16 protein-coding genes and 1 other RNA gene are annotated in these 18,699 nt (G+C 32.6%); 8 read left to right on the plus strand and 9 right to left on the minus strand.

The genetic code is table 11. The annotated features are described in order from the left end of the window. Positions 1-2,840 (minus strand): beta strand repeat-containing protein (locus H8R22_RS15440; protein ID WP_222616948.1); only part of this gene is annotated, 2,840 nt, incomplete at its 3' end. A 785-nt stretch (positions 2,841-3,625) separates the two neighbouring features. Between H8R22_RS15440 and H8R22_RS15445 the strand changes: the two genes are divergently transcribed. Genes H8R22_RS15445 through H8R22_RS15455 form a run of 3 tightly spaced genes read left to right on the plus strand, consistent with a single transcriptional unit; the run spans position 3,626 to position 7,136 of the window. Further along, on the plus strand, positions 3,626-4,111 hold the full coding sequence (locus tag H8R22_RS15445) for a SixA phosphatase family protein (protein ID WP_187011317.1): 486 nt from the start codon (positions 3,626-3,628) through the stop codon (positions 4,109-4,111). Between the two features lie 8 nt (positions 4,112-4,119). After that, positions 4,120-6,192 (plus strand): polyphosphate kinase 1, encoded by a 2,073-nt coding sequence (gene ppk1, locus H8R22_RS15450; RefSeq protein ID WP_187011316.1) that lies wholly within the window; start codon positions 4,120-4,122, stop codon positions 6,190-6,192. A 53-nt stretch (positions 6,193-6,245) separates the two neighbouring features. Beyond that, positions 6,246-7,136, plus strand: a complete 891-nt coding sequence (locus H8R22_RS15455) for a Ppx/GppA phosphatase family protein (RefSeq protein ID WP_187011315.1) — start codon at positions 6,246-6,248, stop codon at positions 7,134-7,136. A 48-nt stretch (positions 7,137-7,184) separates the two neighbouring features. On the opposite strand, the gene H8R22_RS15460 is transcribed toward H8R22_RS15455, so the two are convergent. The 3 genes from H8R22_RS15460 to H8R22_RS15470 all read right to left on the minus strand — a co-directional run bounded on the left by H8R22_RS15460 (position 7,185) and on the right by H8R22_RS15470 (position 9,323). Then, positions 7,185-7,730: a DNA polymerase III subunit gamma/tau gene (locus tag H8R22_RS15460; RefSeq protein WP_317171774.1), complete on the minus strand. Its 546-nt coding sequence runs from the start codon at positions 7,728-7,730 to the stop codon at positions 7,185-7,187. Between the two features lie 92 nt (positions 7,731-7,822). Continuing rightward, positions 7,823-8,908, minus strand: a complete 1,086-nt coding sequence (gene dnaX / locus H8R22_RS15465; RefSeq protein WP_187011314.1) for a DNA polymerase III subunit gamma/tau — start codon at positions 8,906-8,908, stop codon at positions 7,823-7,825. 115 nt (positions 8,909-9,023) lie between these two features. Further along, positions 9,024-9,323, minus strand: coding sequence for a hypothetical protein (locus H8R22_RS15470; RefSeq protein WP_187011313.1), 300 nt, complete (start codon positions 9,321-9,323; stop codon positions 9,024-9,026). A gap of 118 nt (positions 9,324-9,441) precedes the next feature. Here H8R22_RS15470 and rnpB point away from each other — a divergent pair. Both rnpB and H8R22_RS15480 read left to right on the plus strand, forming a co-directional pair. Further along, positions 9,442-9,781, plus strand: an RNA gene (gene rnpB, locus H8R22_RS15475) — RNase P RNA component class A. A gap of 121 nt (positions 9,782-9,902) precedes the next feature. Next, the gene (locus H8R22_RS15480) at positions 9,903-10,835 is read left to right on the plus strand and encodes a ketopantoate reductase family protein (protein WP_187011312.1); all 933 of its coding nucleotides are present in this window, start codon (positions 9,903-9,905) and stop codon (positions 10,833-10,835) included. Positions 10,836-10,892: 57 nt separating this feature from the next. On the opposite strand, the gene H8R22_RS15485 is transcribed toward H8R22_RS15480, so the two are convergent. Together H8R22_RS15485 and H8R22_RS15490 are read right to left on the minus strand one after the other, a co-directional pair. Next, on the minus strand, positions 10,893-11,495 hold the full coding sequence (locus H8R22_RS15485) for an RsmD family RNA methyltransferase (protein ID WP_187011311.1): 603 nt from the start codon (positions 11,493-11,495) through the stop codon (positions 10,893-10,895). Continuing rightward, on the minus strand, positions 11,492-12,379 hold the full coding sequence (locus tag H8R22_RS15490; protein ID WP_225876042.1) for a DUF3822 family protein: 888 nt from the start codon (positions 12,377-12,379) through the stop codon (positions 11,492-11,494). The genes H8R22_RS15485 and H8R22_RS15490 overlap by 4 nt, the downstream gene beginning before the upstream one ends. Positions 12,380-12,572: 193 nt before the next feature. Between H8R22_RS15490 and H8R22_RS15495 the strand changes: the two genes are divergently transcribed. Further along, positions 12,573-13,994, plus strand: a complete 1,422-nt coding sequence (locus H8R22_RS15495) for an ATP-dependent DNA helicase (RefSeq protein ID WP_187011310.1) — start codon at positions 12,573-12,575, stop codon at positions 13,992-13,994. A 121-nt stretch (positions 13,995-14,115) separates the two neighbouring features. Here H8R22_RS15495 and H8R22_RS15500 read toward each other — a convergent pair whose 3' ends face one another. Continuing rightward, a complete protein-coding gene (locus H8R22_RS15500) occupies positions 14,116-14,922 on the minus strand; it encodes a hypothetical protein (protein ID WP_187011309.1) in 807 nt (268 codons plus the stop codon). A gap of 106 nt (positions 14,923-15,028) precedes the next feature. Here H8R22_RS15500 and kdsB point away from each other — a divergent pair, with 106 nt between their 5' ends. After that, the gene (kdsB, locus tag H8R22_RS15505) at positions 15,029-15,754 is read left to right on the plus strand and encodes a 3-deoxy-manno-octulosonate cytidylyltransferase (RefSeq protein ID WP_187011308.1); all 726 of its coding nucleotides are present in this window, start codon (positions 15,029-15,031) and stop codon (positions 15,752-15,754) included. Here kdsB and H8R22_RS15510 read toward each other — a convergent pair. Together H8R22_RS15510 and H8R22_RS15515 are read right to left on the minus strand one after the other, a co-directional pair. Next, positions 15,749-16,465, minus strand: a complete 717-nt coding sequence (locus H8R22_RS15510) for a potassium channel family protein (protein WP_187011307.1) — start codon at positions 16,463-16,465, stop codon at positions 15,749-15,751. The two genes, kdsB and H8R22_RS15510, sit on opposite strands and share 6 nt — an antisense overlap. A gap of 178 nt (positions 16,466-16,643) precedes the next feature. Continuing rightward, on the minus strand, positions 16,644-17,735 hold the full coding sequence (locus H8R22_RS15515) for a M42 family metallopeptidase (RefSeq protein WP_187011306.1): 1,092 nt from the start codon (positions 17,733-17,735) through the stop codon (positions 16,644-16,646). A gap of 80 nt (positions 17,736-17,815) precedes the next feature. Here H8R22_RS15515 and H8R22_RS15520 point away from each other — a divergent pair, with 80 nt between their 5' ends. After that, complete coding sequence (locus H8R22_RS15520; RefSeq protein WP_187011305.1) at positions 17,816-18,508, plus strand: DUF4294 domain-containing protein; 693 nt, start codon at positions 17,816-17,818, stop codon at positions 18,506-18,508. Positions 18,509-18,699 lie beyond the last annotated feature (191 nt).

Below are 18,699 nucleotides of genomic sequence, written 5' to 3' on the forward strand. Positions count from 1 at the left end.
GTTAAACCAGTCATCGGATCCGTTACGATTACATTCGTAAGGGTAGTGTTTCCTGTATTGGTTACTGCAAAAGTATAAGTAATTACATCACCTAGTTTTCCAGTTCCACCTACTGCAGCTGTTTTCACAAGAGCAATATTAGAATCAGTAATTGTATAAGTGTAATTTACTTTACAGCCATTCTTATCTGTAATTTCAACAGTGTAAGATCCTTTTGTAAGATTAGAAAGATCTTCTGTTGTTGCTCCATTTGTCCATGAGTAGGTATAAGGTGAGGTTCCACCCGAAACGGTAAGATTAATAGAACCAGCAGAACAACTAACACAATTACTGTTGTCCACTATAACTGAAGATGCAGTTATAGCAGCAGTAGGTTGTCCTACAGTAACAGAATTTGTTTTCGTAGAACAGCTATCAGTTACAGTTAAAGTATAGGTTCCGGCAGGCAAATTTGATACAGTAGCTGTTGTACCAACTACTGTGTTCGATGCATTTTTCCATGAATAAGTAATTGTTCCTACAGCTCCTGTAACCGTTCCTGCAGCTACTGATCCCGTACTTGTTCCAAAACAAGAAGCATCTGTTTTAGTTGAATTAGCTAATGCCAAAGCAGCAGTAGGTTGCCCTACAGTAACATAATTTGTTTTCGTAGAACAACTATCAGTCACAGTTAAAGTATAAGTTCCGGCAGGCAAATTTGATACAGTAGCTGTTGTACCAACTACTGTGTTCGATGCATTTTTCCATGAATAAGTAATTGTTCCTACAGCTCCTGTAACCGTTCCTGCAGCTACTGATCCCGTACTTGTTCCAAAACAAGAAGCATCTGTTTTAGTTGAATTAGCTAATGCCAAAGCAGCAGTAGGTTGTCCTACAGTAACAGAATTTGTTTTCGTAGAACAACTATCAGTCACAGTTAAAGTATAAGTTCCGGCAGGCAAATTTGATACGGTAGCTGTTGTACCAACTACTGTGTTCGATTCATTTTTCCATGAATAAGTAACTGTTCCTACAGCTCCTGTAACCGTTCCTGCAGCTACTGATCCCGTACTTGTTCCAAAACAAGAAGCATCTGTTTTAGTTGAATTAGCTAATGACAAAGCAGCAGTAGGTTGTCCTACAGTAACAGAATTTGTTTTCGTAGAACAACTATCAGTCACAGTTAAAGTATAGGTTCCGGCAGGCAAATTTGATACGGTAGCTGTTGTACCAACTACTGTGTTCGATTCATTTTTCCATGAATAAGTAACTGTTCCTACAGCTCCTGTAACCGTTCCTGCAGCTACTGATCCCGTACTTGTTCCAAAACAAGAAGCATCTGTTTTAGTTGAATTAGCTAATGCCAAAGCAGCAGTAGGTTGTCCTACAGTAACAGAATTTGTTTTCGTAGAACAACTATCAGTCACAGTTAAAGTATAGGTTCCGGCAGGCAAATTTGATACGGTAGCTGTTGTACCAACTACTGTGTTCGATGCATTTTTCCATGAATAAGTAACTGTTCCAAAAGATCCTGTCACTGTACCTGCAGTCACTGAACCTGTACTAGTGCCAAAACAAGAAACATCTGACTTAGATGAGCTACTTAAGGCTAAATTTGAAGCAGGTTGAGAATTAATTACTACAGTTGTTGCAGGTGAGACACAGCCAGTAATCGACTTCGCTGTTACTGAATATGTTCCTGCGCGTACTCCAGTGAAAACTCCACTGGTATTTTGATAATTAGAACCATCTATACTGTACGTTAAACCTGTTCCAGTTGGAGCTGTTACAGTTATAGTTCCTGTTTCTACAGCACAAGTAGGTTGCAACGTTGCAGTCGCAGTTGGGGTTGCTGGTGCATATGTAATTGTTATTGTAGCTGTATTTGAAGTTAAAAGTGTGCTATCAGATATTGTATAACTTATTGGTGTCGGATCACCTTTAAAGGTCGATAAGGGTGTGAATGTAACGATACCGCTGTCAGTAACAGTCCAAGTTCCTTGTCCAGCAGTTGTAAAAGTAGTTTGTCTTAGAGCCTGAGATGGATTAAGATCTACTGTAGCTTTATTAATATTTTGATTAGGATCCGTATCATTTGAAGTAACATCTAAGCTAACAGTGCCATAAACTCTACATAAACTTGAATCATTATTTGCCACAGGAGCTTTCGGAACATTGTAAACAACTTCACCAAAACTAATTGAACTTTGTCTTTGAGAAAGTGAAAAGTTGCTACCCAACCTAAAAGAAACAGATGATAAACTTCCAAAACTAACAGAAGCAATGTATGAAGTATTTAAAATACTTATTGGATCAACTGATATATTTGAACCTTGGAATCTTGTAAATGGTGCACGGTCAGAAACAGTTATAGAAGTTGGAGTTTCTAGAGCATAACTTCCTCCGGCAGGAATTATTATATCATAAAATTCTCCTCCATCAAGATCAAGAACTTCCATAACAAAGGAATTCAAATTAATCTGCAATTGCTGAGCTGTTCCAAAAGTTCCAGCCTTATAGAATTCAAATGAAAATTCTACATAGCCACCCCTTACAGTACTGCTAATTACAGGTTGAAAACGGTTTCGTAAACTACCACCACCATTGTTGGCATTATCAACATCTACGATCGTAGCGTTAACAATATCGACTAGAGTAACTATAGCGTCAACGGCTGTACCATCAACGGTAGTAACATTTGTGTAAATGTACTTAGCACCAATAGCTTTGTCTGTTCCGGATTGTAAAACAGGAGTGTTAAAAATTGGTGTTTGAGCGTACGAATTAAATGTAACTAACAGACTCAGAATGAAAAATAATGATTTTCCTAATTTGAGATTTTTTAGAGTAGTTTTCAGCATGTGATAATTGTATTTCTTAATGTAAAAATTGTACTATGGCTCGATAATAGTCTAAAATAAACTTTAAAAGCTGTTTTAAACAGTTAATTTGTTGTCAAATAACAGTGTTTTTTAATCACTAACATCTGCCAGCAGTAAATACGAGTTCAATTGTAATTTGGTTTTATTTTTATAACTCTATAAGAGACGTTTAATTTTTTTTTCCTTCTCGAAAGAAGTCTTTCTTTATAATTGGTCGAAATTTTAGTCATATTAGCTTCATGATTGCTTAAATGTTCATTAATTCCTGCTTCTCTTCAATGATCTTAAGAAGTAAATCTTCTACGATTCACTAACAAATGTATACAAATACTTTTTTTTAGTTTTTTTTTATCCGTAAATAACCTAAATAGTCGTTTAAGTGATTGTTTTTTATTATAAAATCTGCACAATCATACATAAAATTGCACTTTCAAATCTTTGCTTTGTATTATTATGTTAATTTAATAGTCTAAATCGCATTTCAAATATATATATTAGATACTATTTACACAATAATAATACCGATTAAACGCATAAAAGTCCGATAAAGTGATATTTTGTAAGTATTACATTATAAATATGTTGATTTTTTATATGTTTTTTTTTGTAAGAAAGTAGATTATTTTTTTTTTGATTACGTTTTGTGAGTCAATTATTTCTTTAATCTAAATTTTAAAATTAGTAGATTTATAAACGTATATTTATTAGCAGTTTTGTAAATTGTCTAATATTATTATTTATAAAAAAAGTAAAATTTCTGACTCATGAAAAATTTAATTTTAATACGTCATGCTAAGTCTAATTGGGATTGTCCTGTCAAAGATATTGACCGCCCTCTAAAACAATGTGGAGTGAATGATGCTCATTTAGTTTCCTCCCATATAACAGAATATTTGCCAAAAACTTATGTAATTTGGAGTAGTGCGGCTAAGAGGGCCGCTGATACTGCTTTGATATTTGCTCAAAACATTAATTTTCCTGTAGAAAGTATTATATTTTCTAATTCTCTTTACACATTTGATGTTGATCAGTTAGAAAAAAGTATTAAAAGCATTAATAAAGAATATGAAAGTCTTATTCTTTTCGGTCATAATGCAGCAATTACAAATTTTGTTAATAAATTTGGGGATATTTCAATTGATAATGTTCCCACATCCGGATTCGTATCGATGTCTTTCGATACCGATTGCTGGACTAAAATTCAAGATGGAAAAACAAAAAAAATAGTAATACCAAAAGACTTAAAATAATTACCCCAGTGCCACAAAAAAAATACATTGATAGAGAAAAAAGTTGGTTAGCATTTAACGCAAGAGTTCTTCAAGAAGCAGCTGATGATTCCGTACCACTATTAGATAGATTACGATTTTTAGGAATATTTTCGAACAATTTAGATGAATTTTTTAGAGTTCGTTTTGCCGCCATACGAAGGCTAAGCCTTTCGGGTAAAACAGGTGAGAAGATTCTTGGTGGAATTTCTGCTCAACAATTAGTGAAGGATATCACTGAAATTGTTATTGAACATCAAACTGAAAGTCTATTAATTCTGAAAGAAATAGAAAACAAGTTAGAAACAGAAAATATTTTCATCATTAATGAAAATGAAATTTCGCAGGAGCAAGAAATATTTTTAAAAGACTTTTTTATTCAAAAATTGAGTCCTGAATTAGTAACTATCATTTTGAATGATCTTGCCGAGTTTCCTTTGTTAAGAGATAATATAGGGTATTTAGCGGTAAAATTAGTAATGAAAAAAGAGGCTGAAGTACGCTACGCTATTATTGAAATTCCTAAAACAATGAACCGATTTGTTGTTTTACCTTCGTCAGATCACAAACAATATGTAATTTTAATAGATGACGTCATTAGACATAATCTCGAAGGAATTTTTAATATTTTTGATTATGAAAGCGTAAGTGCCCACATGATGAAAATAAGTAGAGATGCTCAATTAGATATTGATAGTGATTTAAGTAAGAGCATGCTGGAGAAGATTTCATCGAGTGTAAAAGAAAGAAGAGTAGGAGAGCCTGTTCGTTTTATTTATGATCAATTAATTGAGGCTGATACATTAGCATTTTTTCTTGAGAAAATGAAAATTGTATCTACAGATAGCATTATTCCTGGAGGTAGGTACCATAATAGGCGAGATTATATGGATTTTCCTAACTTAGGCAGGTATGATTTATTGTATAAAAAGAATATTTCTTTACCTATTCCAGGTTTAGATCTTGAGGGTAGTATACTTGAGAAAATTAGCAAAAAAGATTACTTACTTAATGCTCCCTATCAGTCCTTTAGTTATTTAACTAAATTTTTGAGGGAGGCTGCATTAGATCCTAAAGTAACCACAATCAGCATAACTCTTTATCGCTTAGCAAAAAATTCTCAAATTATAAGCTCGCTGATCAATGCTGCAAAAAATGGTAAAAAAGTAACTGTACAAATTGAATTGCAAGCACGTTTTGACGAAGCCTCTAATATTTCCTATGCAGAACAAATGCAGACAGAGGGTATAAATTTAATTTTTGGAATTAAGGGCTTAAAAGTGCATAGTAAAATATGTGTAATTGAGAGAAATGAGGAAGGTAAAACAAAAAGATATGGCTTTATTTCGACTGGAAATTTCAATGAAGCAACAGCTAAAATTTATACAGATGTCACGCTTTTTACAAGTCATCAGCAAATTTTAAAAGATATTACTAAGATTTTTGAATTTTTTAATATCAATTATAGAGTGCATCGTTACAAACATCTAATTGTTTCTCCACATTATACACGTTCTAGATTTTACAAATTGATAGATAGAGAAATATTACATGCCCTTGCCGGTAGGAAGGCATATATTAAATTGAAAATGAATAGTTTGTCTGATTTTGGGATGATTGATAAATTGTATGAGGCAAGCAATGCAGGTGTGAAGATTCAGCTAGAAGTGCGTGGGATATGTTCCTTAATCCCTGGAGTGAAAGGAATGAGCGCAAACATTGAAGCGATAAGTATTGTTGATAATTATTTGGAGCATTCTAGAATCTATATTTTCGGTAATGGGGGTCAGACGGAAGTATTCATTTCCTCTGCAGATTTTATGACACGAAACCTTGATGGAAGAGTTGAAGTCACGTGTCCCATTTATGATCAAGAGATTAAAAAAGAACTTATTGATAATTTTGATTTAGGTTGGAAAGGTAATGTAAAGGCCCGTTACCATTCAGCAGCTCTTGATAATAAATATAGGGATGCCAATGGAGATAAGGTCTTTAGAGCTCAGTTAGAGACATATAAGTATTATCAAGAAAAAAATAATCTTTCGCATGATGACCTAATCTAAACCTTAATTAAAGCAAAGTAAATTACGCTTAGAAAAGGTCAAAAGACATAAATATGATTAAAATAAAAAAATATGCTGCTATTGATATAGGATCTAATGCCATGAGGTTATTAGTCGTTAACATCGTGGAGCAAGAAGGTAGGGAAACTCAATTTAATAAAAATTCCTTGGTAAGAGTTCCTATAAGGCTGGGACAAGATGCGTTTACTGTAGGTGAAATATCGCCTGAGAATATAGATAGAATGAGTGATGCTATGACCGCTTTCAATTTATTGATGAAGGTTCATAAAGTAGAAGATTATCGAGCTTACGCTACATCTGCTATGCGTGAGGCCTATAATGGTAAGGAAGTGGTGGATCTTATTCAAGAAAAAGCAAATATAAAAATTGAAATTATTGATGGCAAGAAAGAGGCTGCTATCATTGCGTCAACTGAATTAAGTCATCTATTAAAAGAGGATGAAACCTATCTTTTTGTTGATGTGGGAGGAGGAAGTACAGAGTTTACATTGTTTTCGAATGGAAAATTAGTTAACTCTAGATCTTTTAAAGCAGGTACGGTTCGTTTGCTTAATAACATGGTATGCGATATCGTTTGGGAAGAAATTGAAAAATGGATTAAAACAAATACTGCCGATATTGAAGAACTTTCTATAATTGGATCAGGAGGAAATATCAATAAGTTGTTCAAAATGTCTGGGAAAATGCAAGAAAAACCGCTTTCCTATATTTATGTCAACTCGCAATACGCTTTTTTAAACTCTTTGTCTTACGAACAAAGAATATCCGAATTAGGTTTGAACCCTGATCGTGCAGATGTAATTATTCCTGCTGTTCGAATCTATCTAAATGCTATGAAATGGAGTGGTGCAAGACAAATATATGTACCAAAAATAGGTCTATCAGATGGTATAGTAAAAGCCATGTACTATGGGAAAATATAAGGTCGTAAATTGAGCTATTTTTCTAAAAAATATACTAAATTTTGCTTTTTAAGCATTTAAGTCTAATCCAAATGTTGTGCGCAATAGCTCAATATTTGGATTTATTTCATGTAAACGGTTGTATCTATCTTGATCATTAAAGCTCTTCCTGTTGGTAACAGCTTCATTAACTATAACTTCTATTGTGATGTTGTGATTGTGTAAATGACCTCTCAAGTAGCCTAAAAGGCCATTAATTTCTTTTTCAAAATCTAATTTAGAGCCCTCATTTGGTAATTCAATACTTATTTCAGTTTCAGATAGTACAGGATCGTTTATAAGTAATAAAGACTCCATGATTTTAAATCCTTTGTCCCCTAATCTTTTAGCATACTTTGTCCAATGTAATAACATTTCTGTTTCAGTAAATTCTTCTGTAGGTAAATGAGTGGTTTCTTTTACAATTGTTTTGCTACTTTCTTCTAATGCCTTTTTTGCTCTAATACTAGACAATGATAATGCAGAGTATTTTGGACCATTGTACTCTGGTTTTGTAAGTTGAGGAGTAATTGTTTCAGCAGCTATCTTACTTTCTATAGTCTTATCTGAAGACACTATAGCAGTTGTTACATTAGTATTTGATTGTACTAAAGGCTTTATTTCACTTACTATTGAATATTCTTTTTTTCTAAAGTACGTTGGCGGAATTATAAAGGACTCAGCTTTTTTTTTTCTCCATCATAATTGATAGAGGCAAGCTGCATTAAACAAAGTTCAACAAGTAAGCGCTGGTTTTGACTTAATTTATACTTTAAATCACAGTCGTTTGCTATTGCTATTCCTTTTAATAGAAAATCTTGATCACATTTTTGAGCTTGTAAGCCATACATTTTTTGTGCCTGTTCACCTACTTCTAATAGACTCAAGGTTGATGGAGTTTTACTCACCAATAGATCTCTAAAGTGAGAGGCTAACCCAGAAACAAAATGATGTGCATCAAATCCTTTAGCTAATATATCATTAAAAGATAAAAGTAAATCAGGAATTTTATTTTCTAAAATAAGATCAGTAACATTAATATAAGTTTCATAATCCAGCACGTTCAAGTTTTCTGTTACTGCTTGACGTGTTAAATTTTTTCCACAATAGGATACTACTCTGTCAAAAATAGACAAGGCATCTCGCATAGCACCATCAGCTTTTTGAGCAATGATATGCAATGCATCATCTTCAAATTCGATGCCTTGATTCAAAGCAACTTCGGCTAAATGTTCCTTCGCGTCTTTTACGGTAATTCTTTTAAAATCAAATATTTGACAACGAGACAAAATTGTTGGAATGATTTTATGCTTCTCAGTAGTTGCGAGTATAAATATGGCATGCTTTGGTGGCTCTTCTAACGTTTTCAAGAATGCATTGAAAGCGGCAGATGATAGCATGTGTACCTCGTCAATAATATAAACTTTGTATTTACCAGTTTGTGGCGGGATGCGCACTTGGTCAATTAAGTTTCTAATATCATCAACTGAATTATTGGAGGCGGCATCTAATTCAAAAACATTGAATGCAAAATCTTCAGTAGGATCGTCATATCCAGGTTGGTTGATTTGACGAGCTAGAATACGGGCACAAGTAGTTTTTCCCACTCCTCTAGGTCCTGTAAAAAGTAATGCAGACGCTAGATGATTGCTATCTATGGCGTTAAGTAAAGTATTTGTAATCGCTTTTTGACCCACAACATCATTAAATGTTTGAGGACGATATTTACGAGCTGATACTATAAACTGTTCCATATAATTGAATTCGAAAGCAAATATAGTTTTTAATTCAATGAATGAAAAATTTAAATATCAAAACATTTTAAGAAACTCAATACAAACAAAGAGGAGATTAAAAGTATTATTTTATTTATGAATTATGCGCTTTGATCGTAATGTTAATTAGTATTTGAGTAGCCTCAGTTACAGAATTTGCTGAAAATCCTGCTACAAAAACACCTTTTTTTCCGGATTTTGACTGAATGCCATAGACAATAGATTCATCATCAGGATTTGAATTTCCCTCGTATCTGTAAATGTATTTTATTTCGAAATTTTCAGGATTTTTTAAGATCTCTTCTTCATGTAAATTAAAATCAAAAGTAAATCCTTTTTCATTTAATTCGTCTAATGCTTTTGAAACGGTAGCATAATGATATATTTGGCTCATAGTGACTGTATTTAATATTTGAATTTAAAGTTAACTATTTTAATATTAACTTTTTACAATTAGATGTTAAACTAATGCAAGTTATGTAGAATTCGTTAGTTAAAAAATGTAAATTTGCACTGCAGACCGCCTTATCGTCGTTTTACTTTAAGTAGTAAAAGGGAGGAAAGTCCGGACACCGTAGAGAAGCGTAGCGGGTAACACCCGTCAGTTTGATTAGGAGTTTCTCCTAATTAGATTAGGACAAGTGCAACAGAAAGTATGTACAGGTAATGCTGTAGTGAAACCAGGTAAACTCTACGCGGTGAAATACCAAGTATATCAGCATTTAAGGGCGTCTCGTTCGTTGCTGAAGGGTAGGTAGCTTGAGCTTACGAGTAATTGTAAGTCTAGATAAATGATAAGGTAACACTGAATTTTAGTGTTAACAGAATCCGGCTTATAGGTCTGTTTTTTTTTAATTTGTTCTTTTAGATAGAACAAGTAAATAAGTAAACCATCAAAAAGTTAGTTTATGTGAGTCATTTGGCTTTATAAAAGAACGGTTTGATGGTTTGTTTTTTAATGACAATGCAATTTATGAAAACAAGAATTGGGATATTAGGACTTGGGGGCGTAGGAGGGTATTTTGGAGGACTTTTGGCAAAGGCTTATTATGAATCAGAAAAAATTGAAATTATCTTTATCGCGAGAGGGGAAACTCAAAAAGTAATTCTTGCAAATGGACTGGTAATTAAAACTGATGATGGTCAAACAATTGTTCATCCTCATTTAGTTTGTGACGATCCTACAATTATTGGTAAATTAGACTATATCATTTGTGCTACTAAAACCTATGATATCGAAGTGAGCTTGCTTTCGATTGAAAAGTGTTTTAAAAAAAGCACCATTATTCTTCCTTTATATAACGGAGTTGATGCACCCGAAAGAATAAGTACTCTTTATCCTGATCATGAAGTTTTGCAAGGATGTGTTTATATTGTTTCAAAGATAGAATCTTCTGGAATTATTAGAAAAACAGGAACATTTGAAAAGTTATTTTTTGGCTCCCCGTCGGCTCCCATGATAAAGTTAAAAGAATTACAAATGATTTTTGCGAATGCTGGAATTGATAGTTATCTAGTTGATGAGATAGAAGAAAAAGTTTGGGAGAAGTTTATTTTCATTTCGGCATTAGCATCTGCTACCTCGTATCTAAATCAAAATATAGGTCAGATAATTGCTAATGATGCTAGTAGAGCCCTTTATGTAGAATTACTAAATGAAATTACGATGATCGCAGCGGTAAAAGGGTTGAATCTGCCTAACGATATTATTATGCAAACTATTTTGAAACTAGAAAAAACACCTCAAAATGCTACTTCATCCATGCATAGAGATGTTATCGCAGGTGGTAAATTTGAGCTAGAATCTTTGACTGAATTTGTGATTAATGAAGGTTTGAAATATGAGATTCCAACGCCAACTTATAATATCGTATTTGAAAAATTAAAAACCGTTTTGCCAATTTAATTTCAGAACATTTATTTGAGAATAATTAAATCCCTCGAAAGAGGGATTTTTTGTATTTTATTCTTCTTCGCCCTCTGAACCTAAGTCCTCATCCGAGTCCAGGTCTTCATTATCATCATCAGATTCAAATTCGAAGAAACTAAAAATAGAACCTCCATAACTTTTTTGAAAAGAAAAATGAGGCATGTGATTTAGCTTGGTGTATTTAGAATGCTCTATAACCATCATTCCTTCTTGACTAAGTGCGTTTTTTTCGAAAATAAGCAATACTATTCTTTCGAATGTAGCTTGATCTAGACCATAAGGAGGATCAGCAAAAACAATATCAAATGTGGCATTGTTTCGTTCTAAAAATTTAAAAACATCGCTTTTTGTAGCGGCAATAGGAAAGTCGTATTCGGCGGCTGTTTGCTTAATGAATTTTACACAACCAAAATCCCCATCTACAGATGTTATTGGTGAACTACCTCTTGAAGCAAATTCGTAACTGATGTTTCCTGTTCCAGCAAATAGGTCTAAAACTTTTAAACCATCAAAACTAAAATGGTTGTTTAATACATTAAATAATGCCTCTTTTGACATATCGGTTGTGGGGCGAACTGGTAATCCTTTAGGCGGACTTATGCGTCTTCCTTTGTATTTTCCTGAAATGATTCTCATGAGTTGAAAAGTATAAAATGATTTCTGTTTTCGGCCTCAGAAAAATAATTGTTCCATCGCAAATCTTCCACATCTATTAGTGAAACATTACGAACGTATTTATAAGCAATTTTGAAATAGTCACTATCTTGATCTATTGCACCAATTAATTCTAATGAAAAGTTTTCAGGATTTAGATTAAGTTGTTCAGCGGTAAATAAGACATAATATATAAAGTCCTCTGGTGTTAAATAATCAAAGGAATTAAACAGAAGTATTTTTTTATTTTGGATAACCACAATTTCAAAATGATCTTGATTAAAGTGAACACTCATCTTTTTCTCTTCTCCATTTTTTGAATGATCCAATAATTTATTTACTAGAATACTGTTAGAATGTTTGTAATCAAATGTTCCAAATTTATCAATAAAAAAATTATTAATATTTACATACGGAATATAAACCGTATTGATATCGTAATTGTGTAAGTTGTCAAACGCAAAAAAGTCAGTTTCAAAAACCTTTGTATTGTACTGCAAGTAACTGCCTAGGTAGTTTTCATCAAATAAAGGTGTAGGAACCAAAGTAGATAAATTGTTACTATGAATAATCAACACTTCATCATAACTATCTTGCAATTCGTTATTTTCTATAAAAGCATTTGCAAACAACTCTTCAATTTTAATGTCTTTGTGAAAGGGGTCAAAATGCAACTCATTAAAGGACGTAATTGTTCCGTTTAATGTATCAAAACAGCAAAATGATAAACCATTCAAAGAGACTTGAATAGAAAGTTTTTTGTATAACTTTTCAGTAACATTAGTGTTTAGTATCGTCATAAATGGCACTTTGTAGCAGTTTTTTGCCTTATAAATTAAAGCAGCAAACTTACGATTTTTTTTCATTTTTAAATTGGTTAAGCCTATCTACATTTAAATTCTTTAAAAAGCAGTAAGACCATTTAAGTGACCATTGGCTGATATAAAATAAATTATAGAATTAATTAGATGCTTGTAGTGTAAAACGACTAATTTATTAATCATCATTGTAAAATGTAAACCGTACCTTTGAATTTCATTTTAAATAGGATTATCAACTATGATTTCTGCTACATTTTACAATCTTTTAAAAAATAAATTTCCGTTTAATCCAACCTATAACCAAGATATATTTTTTCAGAAAATTGCCATTTTTTTAACCGAAAATCAAAATGATACCATTTTTGTTCTTAAAGGATATGCAGGTACCGGAAAAACAACAGTTATTTCTACCATTGTAAATAATCTCCTAGAAATTAATAAAAAATATGTTTTGCTTGCACCTACGGGTAGAGCTGCAAAAGTAATTGCTAACTATTCGTCCAAACCTGCTTTTACAATTCATAAAAAAATCTACTTTCCCAAAAAGAATGCCGGAGGTGGACTTTCATTTACTCTTCAACAGAACAAACACAAGAACACCATTTTTATAGTCGATGAAGCATCTATGATTTCAGATGTTGACTCTGATTCTAAAATGTATGCCAATGGCTCTTTGTTGGATGATTTAATATCCTACGTTTATTCGGGTACTAACTGTAAAATGATATTACTTGGAGATACCGCTCAGCTACCTCCAGTGAATCTAGATATTAGTCCAGCATTAGATATTCAGACTTTAAGTATGAACTACAATAAAGAGGTAGATTTTATAGAATTAGATGAAGTGATGCGTCAAGAAGAGAGTTCAGGCATCTTGTATAATGCAACGGAACTTCGAGAATTATTAAAAGACTCTTTCATTACCGATTTTCAGTTTGATGTAAAAAAATTTAAAGACATTGTTCGGCTAATTGATGGTTACGATATACAAGATGCAATTAATAGTGCCTATAGTAATTATAGTATTGAAGACACCGCTTTTATTGTTCGTTCTAATAAAAGAGCCAATCAATACAATGAACAAATCAGAACTAAGATCCTAGATAAAGAAAGTGATTTGTCTACGGGAGATTTCTTGATGGTGGTAAAAAATAATTATTTTTGGTTGAAGGAATCAGATCATGCCGGTTTTATTGCTAATGGTGATATCATCGAAGTGTTAGAGATTTTTAATATTAAAGAATTGTATGGTTTTAAGTTTGCCAATGTAAAAATTAGAATGGTCGATTATCCAGAACAAAAACCGTTTGAAACTGTTTTATTATTGGACACCATAAAAAGTGAATCACCATCATTGACCTTTGAAGAATCGAATAGGTTGTACCAAGAAGTTTTGAAGGACTATGAAGGAGAAACAAAATTTAAGCAATTTCAAAAAGTAAAAGCAAATGAATATTTCAATGGCTTGCAAGTGAAATTTTCTTATGCTATCACTTGCCACAAATCTCAAGGTGGACAATGGAATACCGTTTTTATAGAACAGCCTTATTTACCTAACGGGATTGATAGGGATTATATAAGATGGTTGTATACTGCAATGACTCGTGCAAAGAACAAGTTGTATTTAATAGGTTTCAAAGACGAAAGTTTTGTGGAGTGATGTTACTAATTATATAATATTAGTATTTGTTTTTATCATCGTCGCTGCAGAATTCATTAGTAGGCTTATTACTGTTGTAGTTTTCGAATCAAATTATTTTGAGATTTACCAATAAGAAGTTCTAGTAATAAGTGTTCACATAAATAGTCTTGTCAATTAATTTATTGTTTAAAAAACGCTCCCTTATCCTAATATTACCTACATTATCATATGTGTTTTTAAAATTTACAACTTCGATAATTGTTCCGTCGGCTTCGTGGAATGTTTTTGAAATGAGATTTCCTTTTTTATCAATTTTGTGACTATAGTATTTTGAGGTTGATGTTGCATTCATGTTTTGACTTTTTAAGATATATCCATTTTTATCAAAATACCTCTTCATCACTACTTCCTTTTGTAATATAGTATCCATACTGTACTTATTGATTAAGAATTTATTTTTATAATCATATTCATTATAAATCGAATGTCTTATTTTGTCAGCGAAGTTCTTTTTTATTTCAATTGGATTGTGGTATTTATCAAAAGTTTGAGTAGTAGTATTAAATAATCCGTTACTATCGGTTGATTTTTCTTCAATGATATTATTTTGCTTGTCGTATTTGAAAGTTATGACGGCAGTGTCATTTGCTGAAATCACTTGCTTTTCTACAACAAAGCCCTTACTGTACTTAAAGTTTGATTCTTTAGTTCCGTTTTCCGTAAATATTTTTTCGCTGATTAATTTTTGGTTAATATCAAAATTTACAATTGTAGTCTTTACTAGGTTGACTGTGTCGTTTTTGATAAATTTATATTCGTATTTTTTAATGTCCATTGATTTGATTTTACCAACTACTTCTTGAGTGTAGTCAGCACTATAATCTTTGATCTTAATGCTAGCACACGAAGCTAAAAATAAAAAAAGGATGAATCCAATTGATTTCATAAACAATCTATTTAGTAAAATTTAAAACTTTAAACTTTAAAGATAGAAAGTCTTAAGTGATAATTTCAAAATAATACTATTTTTGTACTACACTCAAAAGTAGTATATGAAAATTATAGCAGTTATTCCCGCTCGTTACGCTTCAACTCGATTTCCAGCAAAGCTCATGCAAGACCTTGGAGGAAAAACCGTAATTTTAAAAACATACGAAGCTGCAGTAAATACGAATCTATTTCAAGATGTTTTTGTGGTAACCGATTCTGATTTGATATTTAATGAAATTGTTTCTCATGGAGGAAAAGCCATTATGAGTATCAAAGAACATGAATCAGGAAGTGACCGAATCGCTGAAGCAATTGTGAACTTAGATGTGGATGTGGTTGTTAACGTGCAAGGGGATGAACCTTTCATCAATGCCGAACCACTGAAAGAAGTAATTGAAGTCTTCAAACAAGATGTTGATAATAAAGTAGATCTAGCTTCTTTGATGAGAGAGATAACAAATAAGGATGATATCAATAATCCCAACCATGTAAAAGTAGTTGTAGACCAAAGTAATTTTGCTTTGTACTTTTCACGATCCGTAATTCCATATCCAAGAGAAGAAAATGCGGGTGTCCGTTACATGCAACATATCGGTATTTATGCTTTTAGAAAACAAGCTTTGCTAGATTTTTACAGTTTACCAATGAAATCATTAGAAGCATCTGAAAAATTAGAACAACTGCGTTATTTAGAATTTGGTAAGCGCATCAAAATGATCGAAACTACTCATGTTGGAATCGGGATCGATACCCCCGAAGATTTAGAAAAAGCTAGAATGATGTTATAACTCCTCTTTGCTACTAGAATCAAAATAGCCTTTGGCCTTAATTTTAGTAGAGAAAAAATTCAAGAATAAAACAACATACATTAAAACAAGCATGGATTGTACACTAACTAAAAATTTTCCCATGGGTACGACCGGATAAAAATCACCATATCCAATGGTAGACGCAGTGATGGTACTAAAATAGATGGGATCAAACCAATGCGTAAACGGTTTATTGAAATAGGTGTTAAGGGAGTACAAAACCGCAAACGAGAAAACCATTTCTAAGTAGTTTAAAAAAAGTAATAACATTGATCTCTTATAAGAGCGAGGTTGCGAAAATAAATCGGATGCAAATATTAAGGTCGGAATATATAAAATAGTTTCTAACATTAAGTAAACCATAATACCTATTATAATGCTGCTGTCTTGCCATTTGTTCGTTATTATCAATAAAGGGAAAATTACTTTTAATATCACATAAAAATCCACAGTTAGATCAGCATATTCGCTTCCTTTTTTAGAAACAAGATATTTTAGGTAAACCGCTGGAAAGAAAAGTTGTGAGCTAGAGAGAAACAATCTAACAATTTTTTCAATTCCATTGTCGTCTTGATGATCATTATTCCAAATTGCTTTTATGTTTTGAACCCTTTTTTGAATAGGATTGTATTTAGGTTTACCTATTTTCGAAACATTTCCTAAAAGTAATTGGCGGATAAATCTTTTCATTAATTAGTAGTTTGACTTATTGCTCCAAAGTACAAAAAATACTTAAGGTAAATTTATTTGTAAAAGTATAAAAATATAAAAGGCATCATGAAATCATGATGCCTTTTATCTGGTCTGATAAAGTATAGAACATAGAAGTACGGTGCTTTATAGTTATACAACGTGATCAAAACTTAATTTATGATTTAAAATAGGAAAAATCATCATTATTCTCTAGTTTCAATAAGGTCTCGTAGATAAGTTTAATAACATTTTCTACATCATCGCGATGTACCATCTCAACGGTTGTATGCATATATCGCAATGGCAAGGATATTAATGCTGATGCAACACCACCATTACTGTAGGCAAATGCATCTGTATCCGTTCCGGTAACCCTTGATGAAGCTAACCTTTGAAAAGGGATTTTGTTTGCTTCGGCAGTATCTAGAATTAATTCTCTTAAGTTATTTTGAACCGCAGGTGCATAAGTAACTACAGGACCTTTACCTATTTTTGTTTCTCCCTCAATTTTCTTGTCAATCATTGGTGTTGTAGAATCATGACAAACATCTGTTACGATTGCTACGTTTGGTCTAATAGTCTTAGTAATCATTTCGGCACCGCGCAAACCTACTTCTTCTTGAACTGAATTGGTAATATACAACCCAAAAGGAAGTTTGATTTTGTTTTCATGCAGCAAGCGTGCAACTTCGGCAATCATAAAGCCACCCATGCGATTATCGATTGCTCTACAAACAAATTTGTTTCCGTTCAATATTGTAAAAGTATCTGGATAAGTAATCACACAACCTACATGAACGCCCAAAGCTTCCACTTCTGCTTTGTTATCACAACCACAATCAATAAAAATATTGTTCAGCTTAGGTACTTCTTCCTTATCGCGCGTTCTTGTATGAATGGCAGGCCAACCAAAAACTCCCTTTACAATTCCTTTTTTAGTATGAATGTTCACTCTTTTAGAAGGCGCAATTTGATGATCTGATCCACCATTTCTAATTACGTAAATCAATCCTTCATCGGTAATATAATTTACATACCATGAAATTTCGTCTGCGTGTCCCTCAATCACTACTTTATAAGGAGCGTCTGGATTAATAACACCTACTGCTGTGCCGTAAGTATCCGTTATAAAAGTATCAACATATGGTTTCAAATAATCCATCCATATTTTTTGTCCCTCTGCTTCAAATCCAGTCGGCGAAGCATTGTTTAAGTATTGTTCTAAAAAATCAAGTGAAGACTTTTTTAGTATCGATTTTGTGCTCATATAAATATTTTTTGCTAAAATATAAATTTGGTATTACAGTTGTATATATAATGTATAATTTTACCATTAAATTAAGTCCTATGAAGTTTATATATTTTATCATCCTCCTTTGTTTTGTGCCGTTCGTTAGTATTGCACAAGAAATCCCCGCTTATCCCAAACAAATGGGCTATGAGTTAAAAGAGTCTGATGATGTCCTAAACGATACCATACAACTCGAGGAAATAGTGGTATCAAAGGAAAAACTAGATCCCGAGGCTAAAAAGCAGTTTTTAATTTTACAAAATAGAGTGTTCCGCACTTATCCTTATGCCAAATTAGCATCCGAAAGACTTACGGCACTAAATAAAGGAATGGATAGGTTGTCGACTGACAGGGAAAAGAAAAAGTATTTCAAAATTGTCGAAAAATATCTGAATGATGAGTTCGAGGCCAAATTGAAAAAATTATCTCGTAGTCAAGGTCGTATTTTAGTAAAACTAATTCATCGTCAAACAGGAATCACTACCTTTAACTTAGTAAAAACACTTAAAAGTGGGTGGAAAGCTTTTTGGTCTAATACTGCAGCGAGTATGTTTGATATCAATCTTAAATCTGAATATGCTCCGTTTGTGTCCAACGAGGACTTTTTAATAGAAACTATCCTAGCGAGAGCTTTCGAATCGGGTCGTTTACAAAATCAACCACCTGCTAATCCCGTCGATATGGAGAAACTCAACGATTATTGGGAAAGCAACAAGAAAAACAACACACTACAAACGTTAACTAAATAAAAATACAAAGCTGAAACTCCTGAGCAAGTTGTTTCAGTTTTTTTTCAGGAGCTTATTCCTGCTATTCGTTTCAATCTTTTATGGGAGAAAGAATTCCCGTAAAAGGATTTCCACTGCTATCAGGGCTAGGGGAGTGGTACTTTTATACACTTCTTGTTTGCAATCCATTTTAAAAAGGATGTTACGCTGGA

The sequence above is a fragment of the Flavobacterium kayseriense genome, from assembly GCF_014305095.1.
Classification (GTDB): domain Bacteria; phylum Bacteroidota; class Bacteroidia; order Flavobacteriales; family Flavobacteriaceae; genus Flavobacterium; species Flavobacterium kayseriense.

Coding starts and splice junctions, on each gene's coding strand:
- kdsB (WP_187011308.1), top strand. CDS start 15,029: ATGAAAATTATAGCAGTTATTCCCGCTCGTTACGCTTCAACTCGATTT.
- H8R22_RS15470 (WP_187011313.1), bottom strand. CDS start 9,323: ATGAGCCAAATATATCATTATGCTACCGTTTCAAAAGCATTAGACGAA.
- H8R22_RS15520 (WP_187011305.1), top strand. CDS start 17,816: ATGAAGTTTATATATTTTATCATCCTCCTTTGTTTTGTGCCGTTCGTT.
- H8R22_RS15515 (WP_187011306.1), bottom strand. CDS start 17,735: ATGAGCACAAAATCGATACTAAAAAAGTCTTCACTTGATTTTTTAGAA.
- H8R22_RS15510 (WP_187011307.1), bottom strand. CDS start 16,465: ATGAAAAGATTTATCCGCCAATTACTTTTAGGAAATGTTTCGAAAATA.
- H8R22_RS15455 (WP_187011315.1), top strand. CDS start 6,246: ATGATTAAAATAAAAAAATATGCTGCTATTGATATAGGATCTAATGCC.
- H8R22_RS15485 (WP_187011311.1), bottom strand. CDS start 11,495: ATGAGAATCATTTCAGGAAAATACAAAGGAAGACGCATAAGTCCGCCT.
- H8R22_RS15500 (WP_187011309.1), bottom strand. CDS start 14,922: ATGAAATCAATTGGATTCATCCTTTTTTTATTTTTAGCTTCGTGTGCT.
- H8R22_RS15445 (WP_187011317.1), top strand. CDS start 3,626: ATGAAAAATTTAATTTTAATACGTCATGCTAAGTCTAATTGGGATTGT.
- dnaX (WP_187011314.1), bottom strand. CDS start 8,908: ATGGAACAGTTTATAGTATCAGCTCGTAAATATCGTCCTCAAACATTT.
- H8R22_RS15495 (WP_187011310.1), top strand. CDS start 12,573: ATGATTTCTGCTACATTTTACAATCTTTTAAAAAATAAATTTCCGTTT.
- H8R22_RS15490 (WP_225876042.1), bottom strand. CDS start 12,379: ATGAAAAAAAATCGTAAGTTTGCTGCTTTAATTTATAAGGCAAAAAAC.
- H8R22_RS15480 (WP_187011312.1), top strand. CDS start 9,903: ATGAAAACAAGAATTGGGATATTAGGACTTGGGGGCGTAGGAGGGTAT.